This window comes from Micromonospora sp. NPDC005194 (genome assembly GCF_040608335.1).
Classification (GTDB): Bacteria; Actinomycetota; Actinomycetes; order Mycobacteriales; family Micromonosporaceae; genus Micromonospora.
Window position 1 is genome coordinate 88,345 of record NZ_JBEXIA010000010.1, and the last position, 21,337, is coordinate 109,681.

The 21,337-nt window shown below is 65.8% G+C and carries 18 protein-coding genes and 1 pseudogene; 11 read left to right on the forward strand and 8 right to left on the reverse strand.

What is annotated here, in order from left to right; genetic code table 11:
* From ABZU53_RS11210 to ABZU53_RS11230, 5 genes are all read right to left on the reverse strand, one after another.
* Complete coding sequence (locus ABZU53_RS11210) at window positions 1–1,305, reverse strand: hypothetical protein (RefSeq protein ID WP_355065432.1); 1,305 nt, start codon at window positions 1,303–1,305, stop codon at window positions 1–3.
* Window positions 1,306–1,526: 221 nt separating this feature from the next.
* Complete coding sequence (locus ABZU53_RS11215; protein WP_355065434.1) at window positions 1,527–2,243, reverse strand: hypothetical protein; 717 nt, start codon at window positions 2,241–2,243, stop codon at window positions 1,527–1,529.
* A gap of 279 nt (window positions 2,244–2,522) precedes the next feature.
* Entirely contained in the window at window positions 2,523–2,804 is a 282-nt protein-coding gene (locus tag ABZU53_RS11220) for a hypothetical protein (protein WP_355065436.1), read from the reverse strand.
* The gene (locus ABZU53_RS11225) at window positions 2,801–3,136 is read right to left on the reverse strand and encodes a hypothetical protein (protein ID WP_355065438.1); all 336 of its coding nucleotides are present in this window, start codon (window positions 3,134–3,136) and stop codon (window positions 2,801–2,803) included. Before ABZU53_RS11225 ends, ABZU53_RS11220 begins: the two co-directional genes overlap by 4 nt.
* Window positions 3,137–3,144: 8 nt before the next feature.
* Complete coding sequence (locus ABZU53_RS11230; protein ID WP_355065439.1) at window positions 3,145–4,269, reverse strand: hypothetical protein; 1,125 nt, start codon at window positions 4,267–4,269, stop codon at window positions 3,145–3,147.
* Between the two features lie 418 nt (window positions 4,270–4,687).
* On the opposite strand from ABZU53_RS11230, the gene ABZU53_RS11235 reads away from it, so the two are divergent.
* The 9 genes and pseudogenes from ABZU53_RS11235 to ABZU53_RS11275 all read left to right on the forward strand — a co-directional run bounded on the left by ABZU53_RS11235 (window position 4,688) and on the right by ABZU53_RS11275 (window position 16,633).
* Window positions 4,688–7,372, forward strand: a complete 2,685-nt coding sequence (locus ABZU53_RS11235; protein WP_355065440.1) for an ATP-binding protein — start codon at window positions 4,688–4,690, stop codon at window positions 7,370–7,372.
* A gap of 310 nt (window positions 7,373–7,682) precedes the next feature.
* Window positions 7,683–10,268 (forward strand): ATP-binding protein, encoded by a 2,586-nt coding sequence (locus ABZU53_RS11240; protein ID WP_355065442.1) that lies wholly within the window; start codon window positions 7,683–7,685, stop codon window positions 10,266–10,268.
* A 145-nt stretch (window positions 10,269–10,413) separates the two neighbouring features.
* Complete coding sequence (locus tag ABZU53_RS11245; RefSeq protein ID WP_355065444.1) at window positions 10,414–11,829, forward strand: DNA methyltransferase; 1,416 nt, start codon at window positions 10,414–10,416, stop codon at window positions 11,827–11,829.
* Window positions 11,830–12,697: 868 nt separating this feature from the next.
* Window positions 12,698–13,549: pseudogene (locus tag ABZU53_RS11250) on the forward strand (TadA family conjugal transfer-associated ATPase); the annotation flags it as partial.
* Complete coding sequence (locus tag ABZU53_RS11255; RefSeq protein ID WP_355065555.1) at window positions 13,546–14,709, forward strand: hypothetical protein; 1,164 nt, start codon at window positions 13,546–13,548, stop codon at window positions 14,707–14,709. The pseudogene ABZU53_RS11250 and the gene ABZU53_RS11255, both read left to right, overlap by 4 nt.
* Before the next feature lie 329 nt (window positions 14,710–15,038).
* Window positions 15,039–15,602 (forward strand): type II secretion system F family protein, encoded by a 564-nt coding sequence (locus tag ABZU53_RS11260; RefSeq protein WP_355065557.1) that lies wholly within the window; start codon window positions 15,039–15,041, stop codon window positions 15,600–15,602.
* Window positions 15,603–15,624: 22 nt separating this feature from the next.
* Window positions 15,625–15,792: a DUF4244 domain-containing protein gene (locus tag ABZU53_RS11265; protein WP_234584142.1), complete on the forward strand. Its 168-nt coding sequence runs from the start codon at window positions 15,625–15,627 to the stop codon at window positions 15,790–15,792.
* A 113-nt stretch (window positions 15,793–15,905) separates the two neighbouring features.
* Complete coding sequence (locus ABZU53_RS11270; RefSeq protein ID WP_355065559.1) at window positions 15,906–16,220, forward strand: TadE family type IV pilus minor pilin; 315 nt, start codon at window positions 15,906–15,908, stop codon at window positions 16,218–16,220.
* Window positions 16,220–16,633 carry an Rv3654c family TadE-like protein gene (locus ABZU53_RS11275; protein WP_355065446.1) on the forward strand — a complete coding sequence of 138 codons (414 nt, stop codon included), beginning with the start codon at window positions 16,220–16,222 and terminating at the stop codon, window positions 16,631–16,633. The genes ABZU53_RS11270 and ABZU53_RS11275 overlap by 1 nt, the downstream gene beginning before the upstream one ends.
* A 202-nt stretch (window positions 16,634–16,835) precedes the next feature.
* Here the strand turns inward: ABZU53_RS11275 and ABZU53_RS11280 are convergent, their stop codons facing one another.
* The 3 genes from ABZU53_RS11280 to ABZU53_RS11290 form a co-directional block, all read right to left on the reverse strand.
* On the reverse strand, window positions 16,836–17,414 hold the full coding sequence (locus ABZU53_RS11280; protein WP_355065448.1) for a hypothetical protein: 579 nt from the start codon (window positions 17,412–17,414) through the stop codon (window positions 16,836–16,838).
* 119 nt (window positions 17,415–17,533) lie between these two features.
* Window positions 17,534–17,737, reverse strand: a complete 204-nt coding sequence (locus tag ABZU53_RS11285; RefSeq protein WP_354860625.1) for a hypothetical protein — start codon at window positions 17,735–17,737, stop codon at window positions 17,534–17,536.
* Window positions 17,738–17,836: 99 nt separating this feature from the next.
* On the reverse strand, window positions 17,837–20,215 hold the full coding sequence (locus ABZU53_RS11290; protein ID WP_355065561.1) for a DEAD/DEAH box helicase: 2,379 nt from the start codon (window positions 20,213–20,215) through the stop codon (window positions 17,837–17,839).
* 188 nt (window positions 20,216–20,403) lie between these two features.
* Here ABZU53_RS11290 and ABZU53_RS11295 point away from each other — a divergent pair, with 188 nt between their 5' ends.
* Window positions 20,404–20,760 carry an STAS domain-containing protein gene (locus ABZU53_RS11295; RefSeq protein WP_355065451.1) on the forward strand — a complete coding sequence of 119 codons (357 nt, stop codon included), beginning with the start codon at window positions 20,404–20,406 and terminating at the stop codon, window positions 20,758–20,760.
* On the forward strand, window positions 20,760–21,194 hold the full coding sequence (locus ABZU53_RS11300) for an ATP-binding protein (RefSeq protein ID WP_234584146.1): 435 nt from the start codon (window positions 20,760–20,762) through the stop codon (window positions 21,192–21,194). Before ABZU53_RS11295 ends, ABZU53_RS11300 begins: the two co-directional genes overlap by 1 nt.
* Window positions 21,195–21,337 lie beyond the last annotated feature (143 nt).

Consider the following 21,337-nt stretch of genomic DNA (forward strand, 5'->3'; position numbering starts at 1 on the left):
TTAGTATCCGGATCGGGTGATGGCCGCAGGTACCAGTACCGTCCACCGGCCATCACCTAGCCCGATGTCACTGTTCCACTCTGCAAGGGCAAGAATGGTTGATGAGGTGCCGTCCGGATAGTTCACTGCTATCGCATCTCGTGACTCGGTCATCTCACGCAGGTCCGCTACGGTAAAGACCCGCTGCGTCTGGCCGTGATAAACCCGCGTTGCTTCGGACGCATGCGTCACTTCCTCGGTGACGAGCCGGGTCTGACCCCCCGACCGTGAGATGCCCACTACCCGTGCGACCCGGCTGGGTGACGTTCCGACCAGAAGGCTCCGCGAACCGTCCTCCTTGGCAAGTAGGTCAGGCACCTCCTGCCCTGCCCTACGCTCCATCTGGTCGGTGTAGCTGGTGACCGCATCTGAGCCCCCGATGCAGCGAATGCTGGTCTTAGGGGCCCCCAGGGCCTTTACTCGGTCTGCGATGTCAGCCGGGTACGGGTTAACGATGTCCACCGTGACCCCGTCTCGGGCGAGGGTGTCGGAGAGCATCCCGGAGGCGACAAGATCCGTGGGCGGCAGCGAGTAGCCGATGAGCGCTACGCGGTCGGCGTTGGCCAGTGCCTCGGCAGCAGACAGCCAGAGCTCCCGCGAGATGGGGTTGTTGTAGAAGGAGGACTTCGCTGCCGCCGGTGGAACGATGAACGGCTCGCGGCCAGGAAGCTGCTCCCGGCGTTCCTGCTCGTCGAACGGTGAGGGATTGCCCCATGACCCTGCGAGCGGCAGCCGCTGCACGGTGGCACCGGAGATGTCGCCCGGCACCCAGTAGTTGTCAAGCGAGCCATGCAGTTTGAGAAGGCGGAACGAGCGGGCACCTGGGTCGTGTAGGAAACCACCTCGGCTCGGCCCTGGAGGGATGTTTCGTACCAGGTTGAAGCTCTTGACGATGGTTGAGTCGGGCACCCAGTCACTGAGCACGAGGTGCTCGACCGTGCGCTCGATGAGGGTGTCGTAGTTGAAGGTAATCACCGTTGCGCGGGTGGCGTGCATCAGGCCAATGAGACGCCTAAGCCACTGGGCCGGTTGCCCTTGAAGGACGCTCGATTCTCGCTCCAGCATGACTCGGTGCAGCTCCTGAGCGACCAGCAAGAACAGACCATGGTTCGTCGCGTTGGCGGCAGCAGTCAGATCTGGCTGAGGTTCAGCGAGGCGTGATAACCAGGCCTCGAAGTACCCACCCGTGAAGCCCCGCGGAGAGCGCGCCTGGACTTCCGGCAGCCGGGCGCGTACCAGCTCACCCAGCTCGTCGGTGAGCGGCATCTCGGATGAGATTGCCCGAGAAAATCCTGCCCCTAGTACAAAGACCGTCCCCATCGTGACTCTCCAGAACTCTTGGCGCCGCCTCGTGGCCACTGTAGTGAGCAGAACCGGGGCTCAGTTGCTGAGGCTCGTGCTGCAACCAGGCCCCTGAGACGAACGGCCCGGCCTAGGAGGCCGACTCGTAAGGTTTCGCCCGTTGCTCGACCCGCTCTCACGCGAGATCACGGACACCGGCTGTGTGGTGCACGTTGTCGCGGCCAAGACGTTGGGGGTGCACCGAATGCGTGACGACTGGCGACCACAGCCCCAGTGGCGGTGGCAAAGCTGATGCCACCCCCGATCACCGCACCGAACACCGCCGGAACTAGATCGTTGAGGGCGAAGATGCCGTTCGTGTTCCCGTACTTCGTGACGAAGTCGTCGCCCAAGATCCGATTGATCTTCTGCAATGTCTCGACGGATGTGTTGCCGACCACCTGACGTGCCCAGTGCTTGCCTGTACGTCCGGCCACCCTAGCGATGGTTGCGGCACCGCCTTCGCCGAGCAGGATGCCCATCACGATCGTCTGCCGACGTTCCACCTCCTTGATCGGGACTCCGTGGACTTCGGCGAGCGACAGCGTAAACACAGCGCTGCGCTCAAATCTGGCGAGGAGCTGACCACCCGACAACATCATCGCGAGTCCCGTGCCGACTCGTGGCGCGGCTGCAGCGGCACCGGTGACGAGACCGGTTCCAGCCAAGGTGCTGATGTACATCCGTTCCAGGCTGCGGATCACCTGTTCCGGCGTTGCCTTGGGGTTTCGGTGCCGGGCCCGGGCGAGGTTGTTGCGGACCCGTGGCCCTTCGAGGGCGATTGCCCAGTCCAGAAGATTGAGGACGTGCTGCTTGCCATCGGCTTCAAACGGATCCGCTCCATCTTGGCCATGTAGCGCCATGCCTCAACTCCTTCAGTCGTCCTGGCCGCGATGAACTTCACAGCCAATCACCCCGAGGGCCGTGGACGTTGTCAGCGGGGCGGGTTCAAAGCGACTTCTTCTGCCCTGGCTGGCCGCGGCCTGCCCGGGGGACGATCCGGAGCCTAGGATCGATTCTTGTTCAAGATCGAAATTCGTGCTGTTCCTCGGTCCCGATCTCGCCGGTGAGCAGGTGTTTCAGCTCTCGCGCGAGCGTGGAGCCATGGCGTAGATCAACTTGTGGAGTGGCCAACGGGCCTCTCACACGGAGTTGCGAGCCACGGCTAGACCACAGGTCGCCAGGATTCCTAGGGCGACGAGCCCAATGCGTAGCCAGGGGATATCCCTGGCCGGCTTGATCCCGATGGACAGCGACAGGGCTACGCAGGCTGTCACCACCAGGCAAATGACGATGGTGAGCACCTGATACGCAAAGCCGTTCTCCGACCACCAGGCCAGCGCTCCGAACACTGAGGGGACCAACAGCAGCAGGCTCAAACCTGTCAGCGGCACGGCGATCTTCCAGCGCGTCCAAGCGCTCATCTCTGCTGGTCCCCCTCGGTGCCATGGCAGTCGTTGGTCTCAACCTCGACGTGCAGCGCCCCCTGGTCGGCGGCATTGCGCAGTTGCAGAGCTTGCTGTTCAAACTCTGCCAGTTGGTCGACGGACAGGCCGTCGCGGTGGGTGAGTGCCTCCGCGAAGGCCGCATCGAGGGCCGCACCGTGCCAGGACACGGCGGCGGCGGTCTGAAGGTCGGCCGCTCCATCAAGCACGGTGCGGGCGAGTGACCCGAGCGGGTCGTTGGGGCCGCGGCTACGTGCCAACTCGGCGAACACTGCGCGGGCGAGGGGGTCGCGACCTACGTCATCAGTCATCGCGTGTCCTACAGGCCGGGGTGGTGATAGGGCTGGAGGTCGGGCAGTGACGCCACGGCGAGGCCAGCTTTGATCATGGTGATCGAGCCAGCGATGCCCTTGAAGGTGGCCTCGGCGTTACTGAAGAACGCCGATATCTCGTTGTACAGGTCGTAGGCCTGCCAAGCGTAGTAGGCAGCAACGCCGTAGCCGGCGATCGGACCGATGCCAGTTTCAAGGGTGGCGGTGCCGACCGCTGCCGCAGCGTTGATGACGATGAGCACGTCGATCAGCTTGGTGATCAGCCCAGTGACGACTGAGTAGAGCTGCTTCGCCGCCTCGGCCGCTTCGGTGTACAGGCGCCCATACTGGTCGCAGATCGGGCGGAGAGCGCAAGCCGCCCTGCCAAGCGTCAGCTGGTACTCCTGCTCTGCTTCGGCAGCGTTTCCCTGCCAGACCGTCGGGACGTCAGCGGCGTTCGCGATCAAGTTGCTGCCGAGGGCATCCAGGGCATCGCCGATGATTCGCCACGCGTTGGCGCAGTGGACGTAGGACTCCCAGTCACCACTGAAGGCCTTGCCCCACCCCTCGAACGGATCCTCACCGAACAGCCACACACTCACCTGACGTAACCAGGCTGCTGGGCTGACCAGATCGGCTAGCGGGTTGATCTCGAACATCTCGATGCTGCTGGCGTAGTTCGGCGGCACCAGCTTGCCGACGGGCTCGTCGACGTCGGCGAACGGTGCACGCACAGCAGTTGGCCACAGATCGGGTCGACCGCTAGAGAGGGTGCTGCGCAGGTCTGACGTATCGCGAGCGCCGGGGTAGCTGGCATCGAGGCGAGCGGCTGCAGCGGCATCCGTTCTCGCGTACGTGTGCTGTGCACGGTTGATCTGGGTAGCAGCGACCGCGGTCAGCATCTTGAGCCGCTCCACCCCTTCTGTCATGCGTCCGTATGCCGCGTGATGCGGCCCGGCCAGCATGAACAGCAAGCCCTCCTGATCGAAGGTCAGATCGCAATGGCGCTTCGTATAGTGCAGCGTGTCTGCGGCGTCGTCCGATGCCCGATGGAACAAGCCGTGCAAACCGCTAAGACCCGCAAGATCCGCATAAAAGCCGCTCATGATCCCCCGTCGATCGTCGGCCGGCAACGCCACACAGCGTAGAGAGCACAACCGCTTCCCTCAATGCAAAGGCGCATGCCCACCGGTTTTGGCAGCATGCAGCTGGAGCCCGAGGAGTCGGCTCCATGGCCTGCGAGCAGCGGCACACGCAGGTTGGTTAGGAGCGCCGAAGGCGCTCGCCGGTGCGGGGGTCGATGCCTATACCACCACTCCGGGAACACCCACTGACCGCAGATCGAGGAGCGGGGCGGTAACCCGCCCAGTCTTCGTGAACTTCGGCTGAGCCAGTAGGCGCCTGCGCGAAGGATCACCTTCAGATAGAAGGACAAGCTTTGGTCGGATAGATGACACACCAAAGGCTCGATCCTGACCGATGGGCCAGGGCCGCCTGAACCAACCTTGTGCAGGGCTCCGGAAGAGCATTGGTCTCGATATGCTGCTTCGCATGCCCGAAGACCCCGCCAAGCCTCTACAGGCACCGACGGACACTGGCGTTGGTTCCCTCGCCGGTCAGATTCCTGTCGAAATCACCTACCGAATCATCGAGCTATTCTCGGCCGGACTCTACTCCAGCCCCAACAAGGCTATCGAGGAGCTGGTAAGCAACTCCTTTGATGCCTTGGCGTCGAGGGTCGATGTTTCGCTGCCCGCCAATGCGGCCACGCTCGGTGCCAGTATTTGGGTGGTTGACGATGGCGAGAGCATGGACTTTGGTGGCTTAAGGGATCTGTGGCAGATCGCCCGATCTCCGAAGGCCAACCGTCGTGAACAGCGCGGCGGACGTCTGCCTATCGGAAAATTCGGAATCGGAAAACTTGCAACCTACGTACTCGCTCGGAAGCTAACGTATGTCGCGTGTCGGTCCGGCGAGGTCCTATGCGTCGAGATGGATTTCGGTAAGATCAATCCTGACCAGTCGGCAACGTCCCAGAGTGTGACGCTTGACGTAGTGAAGCTGGGCGATGAGGCGCTCTCCGACCTCATGAGTTCTCTCCGTCGGAACCTGGGCGGTGACGAGGTGGCGGCGAGGCTGCTCAAGAGTCGTGCAGCGGGCGAGTCATGGACCGCGGCTGTCATGGATGACGCGAAGCCGCTTGCATCGCAGATTAAGCACGGACGGCTCCTTTGGCTGTTGTCTACCGCGCTGCCGAATAATCCCCAATTTCAGGTATACATGAATGGCAATCGCGTAGCTTCCAAGGTTGAAGAGCGTGAGCCTATCGCGGTTTGGCGCATAGGGGAGGAACCGGCTCGGCCCGAGGGATTCACAGGCGCGCCGTTGCCGAGTGGGTTGTCAGCGACGCCAGTCGAGGGTGTTGCAGCAGGCGCAGATGCGGACGGCCCTTTTGTTGAGATCTACGGTCTACCGCTCCCTATTCGTGGTCAGGCTGCGATCTACGCCGACGAGCTTACCGAAAACAAAGCTGCCGAGTGGGGCCGTAGTCACGGATTTTTTGTGATGGTTCGTCAACGGTTAATCAATTTGGATGACCCGCTTTTCGGCATGCCGGCGCTATCCCACAAATACTTCAACAGGTTCAGGATCGAGATCCACGCAGACGGTCTGGACCCGCTCTTGACGTCGGCGCGCGAGTCCGTCCAGCAAGGTGAAGAGGTCAAGCTAATCCAGCAATTCCTCCGCAGCCAGTTCAACCTTGCGCGACGAATCCTTGACGCTCATGTTCAAGACAGGGAGAAGTCGGCACAGTTAGCAGACCGAATCGGGCGATCTGCGCGGAGCCTTACAAGGAGGCCGCTGTTTGCGGCTATCGAAAAGGCTCTCCATGGAGATGTCGATCATTTGGTCATGGTCGCGGTGCCATCTGGTCTCACTCCGTCGGCTATGGCGGACCTCCTCGAAAAGCTGCGGGACTCGCTCGAATCCGAGCGAGGACTCATCGACTCGGTAGAGCCCGTGCCTCTTGGGGCTGAATACCTGATCTCGCGGTATGACCCTGTCATGCAACGGGTGGAGGTTAATACACTCCACCCGTTCTATGCCAACTTTGTCGATGGGACCGGCTCCCCTGAGCCGTTCAATGTTATAGCCGTGACGGAGATTCTTACTGAAGCGTATATGTTGGAAGAGGGTTTGGAACCGGAGGCTGCAAGGTCGTTAATTCGGCGGAGAGACTCATTCCTCCGAGAATTGGTTGCATCAAGTCGGCGAGGTCCTGCAGCCATCGCTCAGAACTTGATTGATCGCGGCGACAACGAAAAAGAGCTCGAACGTGCCTTGGCTGAGGCCTTCACATCGCTTGGCTACGCGGTCTCACCAATAGGTGGTAAGGGCGAGCCCGACGGTCTTGCGGCAGCATTGCTCGGGGTGCGAGATGGTCAGCGAGCTGATTACACCATCAGCTATGACGCGAAGAGCACCGGGAGCAACGCGGTAAGCGCTAGTCACGTAGGGGTGCAAACGCTTCTAAGACACGCGAGGCAGTACAACACGAAACTCATCGTAGTGGTAGCCCCGGACTTTGAGGGTGCTTCCGACCCGAATTCGAGCTTGTTGCGGGACATCCGCCACTTCGCTGAGGTCCAGGAGGGATTTATCACACCGGTCCGCGTCAAGGACTTCGCGGTACTTGTTGCGGTTGCCGCAAGACGGCAGATCGGCTTCAGTAAGCTTCGTGAGTTCATCGAGGAGTGCCGTACACCCGACGAAGCCCGCGAGTGGATACGCGCGCAACTGGAGGCACCAGTCGAGCAGGCGCCGTTACGCGAAATCCTTCTATCAGTGGAACATGTTGCGCGGGAAGCTGAAGATACGCCAACCCTTGCAACCGTTAGCTTTTACTTGAAATCAAGTTACGGCATACGTCTGAAGAGGGACGACCTTGAGGAGCATTTGAAGGGCGTAGCACGTTTGGTTCCGGGTTTTCTCAGCCTTGCCGGCGAGCACATCAGCCTGGATTCTAGCCCCGACAAGATTCTGCAGGAGATCAGCAAGCAGACTACTGAGCTTGATCGGACGGTTCTTGACAAGACCTATGCTGGCACCCTGTTGGACGCGCCAGCGCTGCCAGCCCCAGCCGCTCAGTCTCCGCCCCGCCCCAGGGCGGGGGGAGGCGATCAGGGCCAGCGGCTCAGCCGGCGGAAGCCAAGTGGCGGTGGTAGGCGGCGGTAGTCCAGCGCGAGTTACTCGAGCCGAAGCGCCGCCCCTACTGACTTGCCCACTCGGGGGCGCCTTGTCATCTCGGCGATGCCTGCGCGGGTTTGGCTGTTCGGGGTCCGCTGCACGAGACGATCTACGTGGGTGCCTGCAGTGGCAACTCGGCACGAATACCCCGGCTGATGTCTACGTCCCGACAAGTTTCGTCAGTCCCTTCCGGTGGGACCGTTCGACATGCTCTTCTGTCCGAGCTCGTGATGACGCAGACCTATCTGACTGCCTAGCATGATGGTTGGTGTGTCATCAGAACAACCGAGAGGGCGCTATGACTACGCACGAGCCAACAGTTGGAGGTCAACTATCGACGGCCGGCAAGCCCTTGGACCCTCTGGCAGTTAAGCTATCGCGCGAAATCATCACCCTACTATCGGACCAGCTATACCAATCCCCGTTGAAGGCAATAGAGGAATTGGTGGTTAACTCCTTCGATGCGGATGCGCCTTCATGTCGTGTCGTCGTGCCTGCCGTTGCGCCGGGAACCGAGCTGGGCCGCATCCCAGTTATCGCTGTATACGACGACGGTGTTGGAATGGACTACGACGGCTTGGCCGATTTGTGGTTGATTGGCAGATCTAGTAAGCGTACCGAAACCATTGAGCGCGTCCGCGGTCGACGGCAGATCGGCAAGTTCGGTATCGGCAAACTTGCAACGTACGCCCTGGCCAACCGCATCACATACGTCAGCTCTGTCGGTGCCGGAGAGATTTTGGCCCTGTCTCTCCAATTCACGGACTTCAAGTCGGACCCGACGGGGCAGGACGATAGACCTGTCTTGATGGATGTGTACGCCGTAAAGGCTGAAAACCTCTTAATGCTGCCTTGGTTAAGCGAGACTCTGCGTGCTGCTGGGCTCGATGCGGCGAACGCTTTAAATCCGGCTGAGAGTTGGACGCTAGTCCTTCTTGAAGAGCTGAAAGAGAAAGTTCAAAAAGTTTCGCCGAATCGCTTGCGTTGGGTGTTGCGTACGGCGATGCCGCTCGCGTCAGATTTTGAACTCTTTCTCAATGGCGAGCAAGTAATTTCGTCGAAGGAGGACTATGAGATCGTTGTGCGATTCGATGTTTCGGATCTGCCTCCTGAGCGGCTCTCCAACATGACGAAGAAGACAGGCGTCAGATGGGCCTTGGAGGAGCGACCGTCGCCCTGGCGTCTGCTGTCCCAACTGCCGAAAGTCCCTGCCCTGGTTAGCGACCTTTTTCCCGAAGGGATATTCGGTACTGTTATTGTCACCAAAAAAACCCTCTACTCCGGTAAGAGTGCGGATCTCACGAGGTCGCATGGGTTTTTTGTGAGGGTTCGGGGGCGCCTTATTGATGAGGAGGACCCTCTCTCTGGTGCCGATCCCCGATCTTACGAAACCTTTAATAGATTCCGGGCTGAAGTCGATGCCGATGACCTCGATGGTCAACTAACTGCGCCTCGGGAAGGGGTTGGCGTCGGCGAGTCGCGGGTGGCCCTCTCGCACGTCCTCACGGAACTGTTCAACGAGGCGCGTTCGCGCTACGAGGAGTGGCAACGCCAACAGCAGAAACCGGACGAGAAGCGGAACGAAAAAGATCGAAATTACGTCAATAAGCGAGATGTGGAACGCCCCGTTGCGGATGCGATCCTTGCGTCTTCGGATGGAGGTGGCAACGAAGCCGGGCATGAGGCTGACGAAAGTTGGTTCTTCCTTAATATTCCAGAAGACGCCGACACCGCAAGTGTTGCGGCCAGTCTCTATGAAACCCAGCGCGAGCCATACACGTACACCTTTGAGGGTCTCGGCCGTGACGAGCGGTTGGTTAGGTTCCTTCCCATTGAGCGAAAGTTCATCTTGAACGATGATCATCCATTAGTGCTGAACTACAAGGGGGACACCCACGCGCATGACCTGCTACTTGACGTCGCGACAGCCGAGGCGTTGCTGGAGGTTTACCTACGCGAGGTGGGTCTTGCTCCGCATGCAATCGGCGAGGTGTTAGAACGACGCGATGTTCTGCTCAAAAGCTTAGCTCAGGAACAACTAAACTCGTTCGCGGCGATTGCAGCGAACCTACGGGGCTCGATAGCTTCCTCCCACGACCTGGAGATTGCCCTTGTGGTCGCGGCGCGCGCGCTTGGCTTCGTGGCCACACATGTAAGCGGACCCGACCAGCCTGATGGGCTAGCACGTCTTCGTGACTATCCCTTGGGCGAACGTAAGATCACGCTCGAAGCAAAGTCGTCGGGTAAAGTCCCGTCCTTGGCAGCTATCGACTTCGCCGGCTTGGCGAGACATGCCGAAGACCATGAAGCGCAGGGAGTGCTGCTTATTGCTCCCGACTATCCGGGCTCTAGTCGCGCGGATCAATCTGCGGCGGCTCGCACTGCTCAGACTTTGAAGATCAGCTGCTGGACCGTGCATCAGCTTGCTCGTGTCGTTGAGTCTATCGATAATCGTGACATTACGACCAGGCAGGTCCTTGACATTGTTTTGAGCGCTTTCACTCCTGAGGAGGTCACAGTTGCGGTCAATCGGCTACTGAGTGAGCCGCAGATCGCGCCTCGGGAACTTGCCCTTGCGCTCCTTCAAGCTCTGAGGAAACTTGACGGAATGGGGCTTACAGATAAATTGCGAAGTGTGGACATGCTTCACGTCGTCGTGGCCGGTGCCGGTCTCGAAGTTAAGGACCAGGATGTGCGCGACGCCCTGCGCGTCCTCGTGGCGGCGAGTCAGGGCGCGCTCACGGCGATGAGCGGCGACCGAGTCCAGCTGAACACATCAGTCGAGGAGCTTGAGCGACGGGTCGCGCCCTGGCTCGGGAATCCTGCGAGTGCTCGCCGAGCCAGCACCTTTAGGGCGCAACCGCTGGTGCCGGGTGGTGAGTAGGTCAGCGTAGGCCCGCGGGAGGACCGCTAATTTCGCTTGGTGACGGTCGCGGTGATCTTTGGTAGCCTTGCGCTGATTACTACTTAGGTGCGCCGCTGTCCGGTTCGGACGGCGGCGCTCGCGACGTCGGGCTGAAGGCGGAAAGATGGCAGCTGGTGACGTAGGCATGAGCCTGGTAGGCCCGCCGGCCGCGACCGGACGAGCTGGCGAAACCGAGGGTGTGGGGGAACCGTCTGCTGTTGTGTCTGGCAACCCGGCCGCTGACATTGAGCCTCTTGACGTCGGGCAGTCGTCGCGGCCTCCGAAGCTGACGCATTACCTGTTCCGCTACCCGGCGAAGTTCCATCCGCCGGTCATCTCGGCTCTTATCGAGCGCTACAGCAAGCCAGGCGACCTGGTGTTCGATCCTTTCGTTGGATCCGGGACTGCTTTGGTCGAGGCGATAATGAGCGGCCGTCGTTCTCTCGGCATGGATATCGACCCGGTAGCTGTCGAGGTCTCAAGAGCGAAGACTCGACGGTACGATCTCGCTCGGCTTGAGAGCGCGGCCGAACGTCTTAGTCGTCGACTTAAAGTGCGTGAGCGTGAAGAGGCCGAGTATGGCCGGCTGATGTTTGCAGACATTAGTGAGGTTGAACTCGAAGAGACGCTAGCCCTGGAGGCGCTGTGGGTTCCGGCGATCCCGCGCTTGGGGCATTGGTTTAGGCGCTATGTAGTTGTTGATCTCGCTCGCATTCACCAAGCAATAACGATGACGCGTTGCGACGCGAGGACCCGCTTGCTTCTGAGAGTGGTCTTCGCATCGATTATTCGAAACGCCTCGAACGCTGATCCTGTACCAGTCTCAGGTCTCGAATACACCTCACATATGAAACGGCGAGACAAGGATGGGCGGCTGATTAACCCATTCGCCCTGTTTCGCGTTGCTCTCCAGAAGGCCCTCGTTTCGGTTGCTGACCTCGCTGAACACTGGAGTGACCTGGTCGCCGAGCCATCTGTCTACCAGGGAAGCGCTACGGATTTCGCGCGGCGATTTGAAGGATCCGTCGATCTAGTATTAACCTCGCCCCCTTATCACAATGCCGTCGACTACTACCGCCGGCATCAGCTTGAACTCTTCTGGTTGGGGTTAGCGCCTTCGCAGGAAGTCCGTGAGAAGCTCATTCCATCCTATATCGGGCGGCCCAATGTAGCGATGAAGGACCCACTCCTTCAGCTCCCGTGGAACCCTCCTGCTTTGGCAGGCCAGTGGGAGGAACGGATGCGCGCTTCCGCCCCTCGGCGGGCAAGGGACTTCCGTCACTACACGCAGGCAATGCATCAGTGCTTCAGTCAACTCGCTCAGGTGACGCGCCCCGGCGTAAAAGCGCTTTTCGTAGTCGGTCACTCGAGCTGGAACGGTCAAGAAATTCCTACTGCGACACTTTTCCAGGAATTAGCCGACGACTTCGAGTTGGACGAAATCCTGAGTTACCCGGTCAAGAACCGCTACATGTCATACGCCCGCCGAAATAATGCTTCGATTGATCGCGAGTACGTGCTTGCGTTCCGACGGACTTAAATATTCGCTGCACGCTATGCTCCGTCGAAGCAGCCTCACTAGGTGTCCCGATGCAAGTGGATCGGGATGCCCTGTTCGTAAGGCAAAGCCAAGGGAGAACGCAGCGTCAAGTAGTTTAAGGGTTGCTTCATCGAGGGGCGTTGAACTAGGCAAAGTGGGCTCGACCTCTGCTCGGTGCTGTTCCGAGTTCGTCTTAAGCGCGGCCTCGGCCCATCGAGGCCGCGGACCGAGGTCGTCTTGGCCGACGCAGTAGCTCGCCAGTGCTTCTGACCAGCCGCGGACGTAGGCCGAAGGACTGCGCCAGGTGGCATCGAGTTCGTTAAATACTTCGTCTCTTATGGCCCCTGTCACGGCGAACTCATGCAACGCACTCTGGCGTCCTCTGTGCAAGTGTGCGGCGATGAGGCGAGCAGCATCGGCGCTGATGTCGCGGTTGCGGCGGGCAGCTTGGTCGATGCTGCGTTGGATCAGTTGACAGTCGATCATTGCTGGCTGCCTTGTCGGGAAACGTAGATCCGCGTGGTAGGTGCCAGATGCATGGCTTGATCCTTGGTCGTCCTGCCAGTCGATCTGCCTCAAAACCTTCAGCGTCTTTGGGCTCGGTCGTGTCGCCGCGACCCTGGCCGGGCCGAGAGCGGGTTCAATGACCAGTTCACCGCAAGCTAGCTCCCCGACGCGGCGGGGTACGAGCACGTATCTCGGGCGGAGCTGACCGGCGGTCGCGCGGGCCAACTCGCCGAACAGGTCAGAGAGTTGGGCTGGGAAAGCTTCGGCTGTGTTCTCACTCCTCTGGTTGGCATGCTTCATTTGGGTTGTTCCTGCTTAAGGTTTGTCGAGGTCGGCGAACAGACATTGGCGTGTCTGTTGCGACGACGGCTCCCCGTACGCGGACGCCCGGCTTCCCGACGGCACCCGACTGCACGCCGTGCTGCCGCCGGTGGCGACCGAGGGGCCCTACCTTTCCCTGCGGACATTCCGGCACCGCCCGTTCACGCTCGACGAGCTGGTGCGCCAGGGGACCGTGCCGCGGCCGGTGGCGCCACTGCTCGCCGCCGTCGTCGCGGCCCGACTGGCGTACCTGGTCACCGGTGGCACGGGCTCGGGTAAGACGACACTGCTCAACACGCTGCTCGGGTTGGTGCCGGCCACCGAGCGGATCGTCCTCGTGGAGGACGCCTCCGAGCTGCAACCGGGGCACCCGCATGTGGTCGGGCTCCAGGCCCGTACCGCCAACGTCGAGGGGACGGGCGTCGTCAGCCTCGGCGACCTGGTCCGGCAGGCGCTGCGGATGCGCCCCGACCGGTTGGTGGTCGGGGAGTGCCGGGGCGCGGAGGTGGTCGACCTGCTGGCCGCCCTGAACACCGGGCACGACGGCGGCGCCGGCACGCTGCACGCGAACACCCCCTCTGACGTGCCGGCCCGGCTGGAGGCGCTCGGCATGCTGGGCGGGCTGCCCCGCGCCGCGCTGCATGCCCAGGTGGTCGCCGCGCTCCAGGTGCTGCTCCAGGTACGCCGAGGAGACCAGGGGCGTGTCCTCGAGTCGATCTGTCTGCTGCTTCCCGAGGGGCCCGAGCGACTGGCCACCGTGGTGCCCGCCTGGGTACGTGGACGTGGGTTGGGGCTGGCCGCGCGTACCTTCGGCACGCTGCTGCGAGACCGGGGCGTGGCGGTGCCCCCGATCCTCAGCGAGCCGTGGCCTGGATCGGCGGGCCCGGCATGACCGGCGGGACGGCGCTGGTGGTGGCGCTGCTGCTGGCCGCCGCGGCCCTGGTGGCCTGGCCTGTGCAGAGCGTCCGGGCACGCCGCCGCCGAGTGCTGGCACCGGGCCGTGGCGCCACCGGCGCTGACCCGGACGACGCCCTGGTGGAATGGATCAGGGGCCTCGCTCGCGGGCGGGGCGAGCCGACCGATGAGTTCGGCGGCCTGCCCGCCTCGGTCCACCCGGGTGCCCTCTCGTACCCACCGGGAGCGTCGGCGTCCAGCAGCGGGCGGACGGTTGTCGCGTGGCTCACTCGGGACCTTGACGACAGCCCGAGCCGCCCGAGGGCGACCGGCGGCCCGGGGGGATCCACGCGACCGGCAGGCCCGGCACGTCCGCCGATCCGTCGGGATCCTCGCCGCCCGGCTGCCACTGCCCGGCCGGAGACCGAGACCCTGGTGGCCGTCGAGCATCCGGGCCACAGCCGGGTCGACCCGGCGGACCACCGCCTCATTGACCCGGCGGACGAAAAGGCCGGCGGTTCGTACGCGGCCCATCCGGTACGCGTGCGTCGGTCGCCGAGGCGTGTGCTGCTGCTGGTTGGCCTGGTGGGGGCGGGTGTCGGTGCAGTATCCGCCGGGCCGGTGGCCGCGGTCGCGGTGGCCGGCTACGGCACGCTGGCCGTGCGCGCCCTGCTCCGCTGGAGGGCGAGCCGGCACGCCGAGCTGGATCGGCGGCGCGGCCTGGACCTGCTCTGCGGTCTGGCCGCCGACCTCCGGGCGGGCCTGCCCGTCCCGCCAACTCTGGAGATCGCCGCCGTCCAGGGGTCGGGCCGAGTCGACCGGCTTAGCGAGCTGACCTCGGCCGCCGTGCGGTTGGCGGACCGGACCGGCGCACCACTGGCCGAACTGGTCGAGCGGATCGAGGCGGACGCCCGGGCGACCGACCGGGGCCTGGCCGCGGCGGCGGCACAGGCGGCGGGTGCCCGTGCCACGGCCTGGTTGCTGGCGGCCCTGCCGCTCGGCGGGATCGCGCTCGGCTACGGGATCGGGGTCGATCCCTTGGCAGTGCTCCTGCACAGCACGGTCGGTGGGGTCTGCGCGGTCATCGCGGTCGCCCTACAGATTGTCGGCCTGTTCTGGGCCGAGCGGTTGGGCGCGGCGTCGGGGCGGGCCGCCTGATGTCCCCGGTGCTGCTCGTGGTCGCCGGCCTGGTGGTCGCAGCCCTTCTCGTGGTGCCGCTGCGGCTGCGCCAGCGCGGCCCGGCTCGCCCACCCCGGCGGGTGACCCAGGGCGGCTGGCCGGGGCGGGACGGATGGCCGGGTCGGAACGGTTCCGTGCGCCCCGACGGCCTGGAGCGCCAGGCCGCCCCGGGCGGTTCGGAGCGCCCAGCCGGCTCGGCGGGTCGGCGCGGCTCGCTGGCTCAGGGCGGCTCGCTGGCTCAGGGCGGCTCGGGTAGGGGCGGTGTGGAGAGGCGGCGGCGACCGGACGCGATCCGGCTCGCGGCAGGGATGGCCGGGCTCGCCGTGGCGGTGGTAGTCGGGGGCTGGTTCGGGCTGCTCGGTGCGGTTCCGACGGCAGTCCTGCTGGACGTGCTACTGCGGCGGATCGAGTCCCCGGCGGCGCGCGACCGGCGACTCCGGGAGGCCGCCGACCTGCCGCTCGCCGCTGACCTGCTGGCGGCGGCGATGCGGGCGGGTGTGCCGGTGGACCGCTCGGTGCTGGCCGTGGCCGAGGCGCTGGACGGCCCGCTCGCCAGCCGACTGGCCCGGGTCGGCCGCACCCTGCTCCTCGGCGGTGGCCCGGTCGAGGCGTGGTCGGCGTTGGACGGGGTGCCGGGAGCCGAGCGGATGGCAGCGGCGGCATTCCGCTCGGCCAACAGCGGCGCCGCGCTGGCCGGTGCGCTGACCCGTCTCGCTGACGACCTGCGGGCCGACCGGGCCACCGCCGCCGAGGCGTCGGCCCGCCGGGCTGGCGTACTCATCGTGCTGCCGCTGGGGCTGTGCTTCCTGCCCGCGTTCATTCTCGCCGGCCTGGTGCCGGTGATCGTCGCCGTCCTCGGCGACGTGCTCTGACCCTTCGAGAAAGGAAAGACGCATGCGCAAACTCATCGCCCGACTCCGCGGCGACGACGGGATGAACACCGCCGAGTACGCCGTGGGCACGCTCGCCGCGGTGGCCTTCGCCGGGATTCTGTTGAAGGTGCTGACCTCCGGCAATGTCCAGTCGGCGTTGACCGCGGTCATCGACCGGGCGCTCAAGTGATCGGGCGCCGGCAGGTCGGCCATGGTCGGGAACCGGGTACCCCCGGGCGGGCGTGCGACGGTAGCCGGTGGGCCCACCTCGCCGGCGGCGACCGGGGCTCCTTCACCGCCGAGCTGGCGGCCGGCCTGCCGGCGCTCCTCCTGCTGCTGCTCGCCGGCCTGACCGCGGTCAACGCCGTCAGCACCCAGGCGAGTTGCCTGCACACGGCCCGGGAGGTGGCGTTGGCCGCCGCCCGGGGGGCCGACAGCGCAGATGGGGAGCGCGCGGCGCCACCGGGAGCAGAGGTGTCGGTGTCGATCAACGGCGACCGGGTGCAGGCGACGGTCCGCGCGCCCGTCCGCGCGCTGGGCGGCCGGCTACCACGGATCACCGTTGTCGCGACAGCGGTCGCAGCCGTGGAACCAGGCGCCAGCGAGGGGAGTTGGTGATGCGGCACCCCGACGCTCGGGCCCGTGGGCACGGCCCGAAGGCCGAGCGACACGATGGCGGTCGACCGGACGCGGAGCGAGGTGGCGCCACCCTGCTACTGCTCGCGTTGGGACTGGTCTTCGTGCTGGTCGGGACGTTCGGCGCGGCCGTCGCCGCAGCGGGGATGGCGGCTCAGCGGGCGGCGGTGGCCGCTGATCTCGGTGCGCTGGCCGGCGCTGCCCGGGCGCTCGACGGCGACGCGGTGGCGTGCGCGTCCGCCGCGGACATCGCCCACCGCAACGCTGGCCGCCTGATCGACTGTCTCCTCGACGGGCTGGACGTGCTGGTGACCGTCGAAGTGGCGTTCACACCCCTTCCGGGCCTGACCCGGGTCGCCGCGTCGACGGCCCGCGCCGGCCCGGTGCGCGGCTGAACAAGGCCCTGCTGGATACCACCGGGCTGGCCGGTGTCTTCGGGCCGCGGGTTGCGCCGACGGGTTGCGCCCGGCTGATCCGACCGCCGGGCTATCCGACCGCCGGGCTATTCGACCGCGGCCGGCTGGCCGGGACAGGGTTGCGGGCCCTGTCCCGGCCAGCGGCCGAGGGGGTGGGTCGCTGGGTGCGAGCCGGGGTGCGTCAGCGGGACTGGAGCGCGTCGAGGGCGACGGCCATCGCGATGACGAGACGACGGTCGATCTGCGGGTTCTGCACCTCGACGATGTACTTGTCGCGCAGGCCCCACTTCTTCACCACGGAGAAGATCGGCTGACCACCGGCGGTGAAGTCGAAGTGGTACGGCAGCCAGGACAGCGAGTCGACGAACCGGCGCAGCAGTGCCACCGGCAGGCTGCGCTCCTGACCCGTCACCTGCGGCAGGCCGGCCTGCTCGACGTGCCAGGTGGAGCGGAGCAGCGACTGGGCGAAGTCCTTGCGGAACAGGCCGATCGCGTTGCCGGCCGCGTCGGTGACGTCGTACGTCGCGCCGAGGTCGATGCGCTGGCGGGCCTTGAAGCCGAGCAGGGGCTGCTGCTTGGAGTCGTCGGTGTAGATCGTCACCTGCTCCTTGAAGGCGAGCCGCTTCTGCTGCGCGAACGCCAGCAGCTCGCCCTCGGTGCCGTCCGGCGCGACCGCCCGGACCTCGTACTGGTTGACCATCATCCGCAGCCGCTGGCGGATGTGGAACTGCTGCAGGGTCTGCAAGTTGTCGAGCTGCATGTGTTCTCCTCAGGGGGATGGTGCGCCGGAGTCTCGCACAGCCGGGCAACCACCGCCGGCCCGTGGCCGTGGTGGTCCCACCCCGACCGGTCCGCCCCGCGGGACCGGCCCCGCGAAGGTCAGCGGCCGTCCACGGTCGCGCGCAACGACCAGGTGTTGAGCACCTGGTGGATGCTGCGCAGCCGTTCGTTGATCTGCTCCAGTCGTTCCGCCTGAGCCAGGGCGGCCAGCGCCGCCCCGAGTGCGATCTGCTGGTCGAGGGTGAGGTGGTCCTGGTCGATGGTGTAGAGCAGGTCGACGGTCTCAGCGATCGTGTCGGCCACGGCTTCTCCTCGGGCGCGGGGGCTAACTGGAACACAAGCATCGATGGAAGCGCTCCCATGTCATTGTGCCCAGTGCCATCGGGATTCATGCAAGGTGCCTCAGGCGGGCAGATTCTCCAGCACCACGTCGAGCACCCGGATCGCGTCCGGCTTGGATAGCGGATTGTTGCCGTTGCCGCATTTCGGCGACTGCACGCAGGACGGGCAGCCGGTCTCGCAGCCGCACTCCGCGATGGCGTCCCGCGTGGCGCGCAGCCACGCTGACGCCGTCCCGTAGGCCCGCTCGGCGAAGCCGGCGCCGCCCGGGTGCCCGTCGTAGACGAAGACCGTCGGCGCCTCGGTGTCCGGGTGCAGGGCGGTGGAGAGCCCGCCGATGTCCCACCGGTCGCACGTCGCCATCAGCGGAAGCAGGCCGATCGCGGCGTGTTCGGCGGCGTGCAGCGCACCCGGCACGTCGGCCTGCTGGACCCCTGCGGAGGCCAGCGACCGCGGTGACAGCGTGAACCAGACCGCCACCGTGCGCAGCTCCCGGGTGGGCAGGTCGAGCGGCCGGGTGTCGATCACCTCGCCGGTGGCGATCCGGCGCCGCTGGTACGACACGACCTGGCTGGTCACGTCCACCTCGCCGAGGAACATCCCGACCGGCCCGGCGTCCACGTAGGAGCGCACCGACACCACGGACAGGTCCGTGACGTCCCGGGCGTGGGTGGACCAGTCCGGCTCCTCGACGTGCACCAGCGCGCAGCCGTCGGCCAGGTCGAGGTCGTCGACCACGTACGAAATGCCCTGGTGCAGGTAGACCGCGCCGGGGTGGAGCAGGAAGTGCGACGAGCCGCCGTCGACGGTGCCGAGCAGCCGACCGGTGGCCGACTCCACCACGCAGACCGGGGCGCCGCCCTCGCCGCGCAGGTCCACCTCGGGGCGCTCGCGGTGCCGCCAGTACCAGCCGGTGGGCCGCTGCCGCAGCGCGCCCGCCTCGACCAACTGGTCGATGGCCTCCTTCGCCCCGTCGCCGAAGAGCGCCAGATCGGCCGGGGTGAGTGGCGCCTCGACGGCCGCGCAGGCCAACTGCGGCGCCAGCACGTACGGGTTGGCCGGGTCGAGCACCGTCGCCTCGACCGGCGCACCGAAGATCGCCTCCGGGTGGTGCACCAGGTAGGTGTCCAGCGGATCGTCCCGCGCCACCAGCACGGCGAGGGCCTCCTGCCCGGACCGCCCGGCGCGGCCCGCCTGCTGCCACAGTGACGCCCGGGTGCCCGGATAGCCGCAGATCAGCACCGCGTCCAGACCGACCAGGTCCACGCCCAACTCCAGCGCGTTGGTGGAGGCCAGACCGAGCAGGTCACCGTGCAGCAGGGCACGTTCCAGCTCGCGCCGCTCCTCGCGCAGGTAGCCGCCCCGGTAGGCGGCGACCCGGCCACCGAGCCCCGGGACCGCGTCGTCCAGTGCCCGGCGCGCGTTGGCCGCCACCACCTCGGCGCCCTTGCGGGACCGGACGAACGCGAGCGTGCGTACCCCCTCGGCGACCGTGTCGGCGAGCAGGTCCGCGGTCTCCCGCAGCGCCGAGCGGCGGACCTGGACGAGGTCCGTGGTGGCGTCGTGGTCGCCGGCCGCCTGCGCGGGCACCGCAGGGGCGGTCGAGTCGGGTGGGAGCAGCGGCGGCTCCCAGAGCGCGAAGGTCACCCCGCCGCGCGGTGAGGCGTCCTCGGTGACCGCCGTCACCGGCAGGCCGGTCAGTCGGCCGGCGGCGGTCGCGGGGTCGCCGGAGGTCGCCGAGGCGAGCACGAACACCGGGGTGGCACCGAAGCGGGCGCACTGCCGGCGTAGTCGGCGCAGTACGTGCGCGACGTGCGAGCCGAACACACCCCGGTAGGTGTGGCACTCGTCGATCACCACGTACGCCAGCCGGCGCAGGAAACCGGACCACTGGGCGTGGCCGGGCAGGATGCCGTGGTGCAGCATGTCGGGGTTGGTCAGCACGAAGCGGGAGTGCCGGCGGATCCACTCCCGTTCGGCACGCGGCGTGTCCCCGTCGTAGCAGGCGGGGCGTACCCCCTCCAGTTCCAGGCCGGCGACGGCCCGCAGCTGGTCGGCGGCGAGGGCCTTGGTCGGCGCCAGGTAGAGCACGGTGGCCCGAGGGTCGGCGAGCAGCGTGGCCAGCGCCGGGAGCTGGTACGCCAGCGACTTGCCGGACGCGGTGCCGGTGGCGACGATCACGTGGCCGCCGTCGTACGCCAGGGTGGCCGCCTCGGCCTGGTGCTGCCAGGGCGCGACCACGCCGCGGCGGGCGAACGCCGCCCGCAGCTCCGGCGGCGCCCACGCCGGCCAGGGGGCGGGCACCCCGACCCGGGCCGGCACCCGCTCGACGTGGGTGACCGGGTCGCCGGCACCCCGGGCGCGCAGCCGGCGCAGCAGGTCGACCGGCGCTGGTCCGGGGTCGTGACCTGCGGATACGGTGGGCGCGGCGGACGACTCCAGGTCACGGCGCGGCGTAGGACGCGCCGAGATGAAGTCGTTGGAGGTCACGTCCTGCACTCTCGCACTGGTGTTCGGAGATGAAAAGCCGGGGCCGGGGGTAAGGGGAAGCCTCCGCCGGTGACCGCAGGGTGCCCCGGCGGTAGTGGTTAGATGCCCAGGAGAGTTTACGGCTCTGGCGAGGAGGACCGATGGAGCTGTCGTTGGCGACGCGCACCGTGGGCGAGCACACGGTGCTCGAGGTCGGCGGTGAGGTGGACGTCTACACCGCGCCCCGGCTCCGCGAACGACTCCTCGAGCTGATCGACGGTGGCGCCCGGCACGTGGTCGTGGATCTCGGGCGGGTGGACTTCCTCGACTCCACCGGGCTGGGCGTGCTGGTGGGCGCGCACAAGCGGCTGCGGGCGGCCGGCGGCTCGTTCGCCCTGGTCTGTGACAAGGAGCCGCTGCTCAAGATCTTCCGGATCACGGCGCTGGACCAGGTGTTCCCGTTGCACCCCACGGTCGAGGCAGCGGTCGGTGCGGGCCCGACCGGCGCCAACGCGTGATGGCGACGGTCCGGCTCTCCTTCTCCCCGGCGCCGGTGCACGTGCGTACCGCCCGACTGGTCGGCGTCGCCGTCGCCCGGCGTGCCGGTGTCCGCGAGGATCTGCTGGACGAGGTGCGCCTGGCCATCGGTGAGGCGTGCACCCGGGCGGTCGCCCTGCACCGGCAGTACGGCCTGGCCGATCCGGTGCTGGTGGAGATGTCCGACGGCGGCACGTACGCGGTGCGGGTGGTGGACCGTGCGCCGATCGAGGCCGGCATCGGGCTGGCGGCGTTGCCGCCGGACGAGTTGGCCAACGAGTCACTGACCGACGAGGCGTTGACCACGGGCGTCGGGTTCGCCCTGCTCGCGGGCTTCGTCGAGGACCTGCAGGTGCGCCCGGTCGACGAGGGCATCGGCACCGAGGTGCGGATGGTGTGGCCGGTCGGCCGCTGACCCGAGGAAGCGCGGAAGAAGGCCGAGCACTGCTGAAGAAGGCCCAGAACTGCTGAAGAAGGCCCAGAACTGCTGAAGAAGGCCGAGAACTGCTGAAGAAGGCCGCATCCCCGGCGGGGGTGCGGCCTTCTCGTCATGGATCG

What these genes read in the sequence shown, in the direction of transcription:
- ABZU53_RS11255 (WP_355065555.1), top strand. Translation starts at nt 13,546, where the DNA reads ATGACCGGCGGGACGGCGCTGGTGGTGGCGCTGCTGCTGGCCGCCGCG.
- ABZU53_RS11220 (WP_355065436.1), bottom strand. Translation starts at nt 2,804, where the DNA reads ATGAGCGCTTGGACGCGCTGGAAGATCGCCGTGCCGCTGACAGGTTTG.
- ABZU53_RS11295 (WP_355065451.1), top strand. Translation starts at nt 20,404, where the DNA reads ATGGAGCTGTCGTTGGCGACGCGCACCGTGGGCGAGCACACGGTGCTC.
- ABZU53_RS11300 (WP_234584146.1), top strand. Translation starts at nt 20,760, where the DNA reads ATGGCGACGGTCCGGCTCTCCTTCTCCCCGGCGCCGGTGCACGTGCGT.
- ABZU53_RS11240 (WP_355065442.1), top strand. Translation starts at nt 7,683, where the DNA reads ATGACTACGCACGAGCCAACAGTTGGAGGTCAACTATCGACGGCCGGC.
- ABZU53_RS11245 (WP_355065444.1), top strand. Translation starts at nt 10,414, where the DNA reads ATGGCAGCTGGTGACGTAGGCATGAGCCTGGTAGGCCCGCCGGCCGCG.
- ABZU53_RS11210 (WP_355065432.1), bottom strand. Translation starts at nt 1,305, where the DNA reads ATGCCGCTCACCGACGAGCTGGGTGAGCTGGTACGCGCCCGGCTGCCG.
- ABZU53_RS11260 (WP_355065557.1), top strand. Translation starts at nt 15,039, where the DNA reads ATGGCCGGGCTCGCCGTGGCGGTGGTAGTCGGGGGCTGGTTCGGGCTG.
- ABZU53_RS11225 (WP_355065438.1), bottom strand. Translation starts at nt 3,136, where the DNA reads ATGACTGATGACGTAGGTCGCGACCCCCTCGCCCGCGCAGTGTTCGCC.
- ABZU53_RS11215 (WP_355065434.1), bottom strand. Translation starts at nt 2,243, where the DNA reads ATGGCGCTACATGGCCAAGATGGAGCGGATCCGTTTGAAGCCGATGGC.
- ABZU53_RS11275 (WP_355065446.1), top strand. Translation starts at nt 16,220, where the DNA reads ATGCGGCACCCCGACGCTCGGGCCCGTGGGCACGGCCCGAAGGCCGAG.
- ABZU53_RS11235 (WP_355065440.1), top strand. Translation starts at nt 4,688, where the DNA reads ATGCCCGAAGACCCCGCCAAGCCTCTACAGGCACCGACGGACACTGGC.
- ABZU53_RS11265 (WP_234584142.1), top strand. Translation starts at nt 15,625, where the DNA reads ATGCGCAAACTCATCGCCCGACTCCGCGGCGACGACGGGATGAACACC.
- ABZU53_RS11280 (WP_355065448.1), bottom strand. Translation starts at nt 17,414, where the DNA reads ATGCAGCTCGACAACTTGCAGACCCTGCAGCAGTTCCACATCCGCCAG.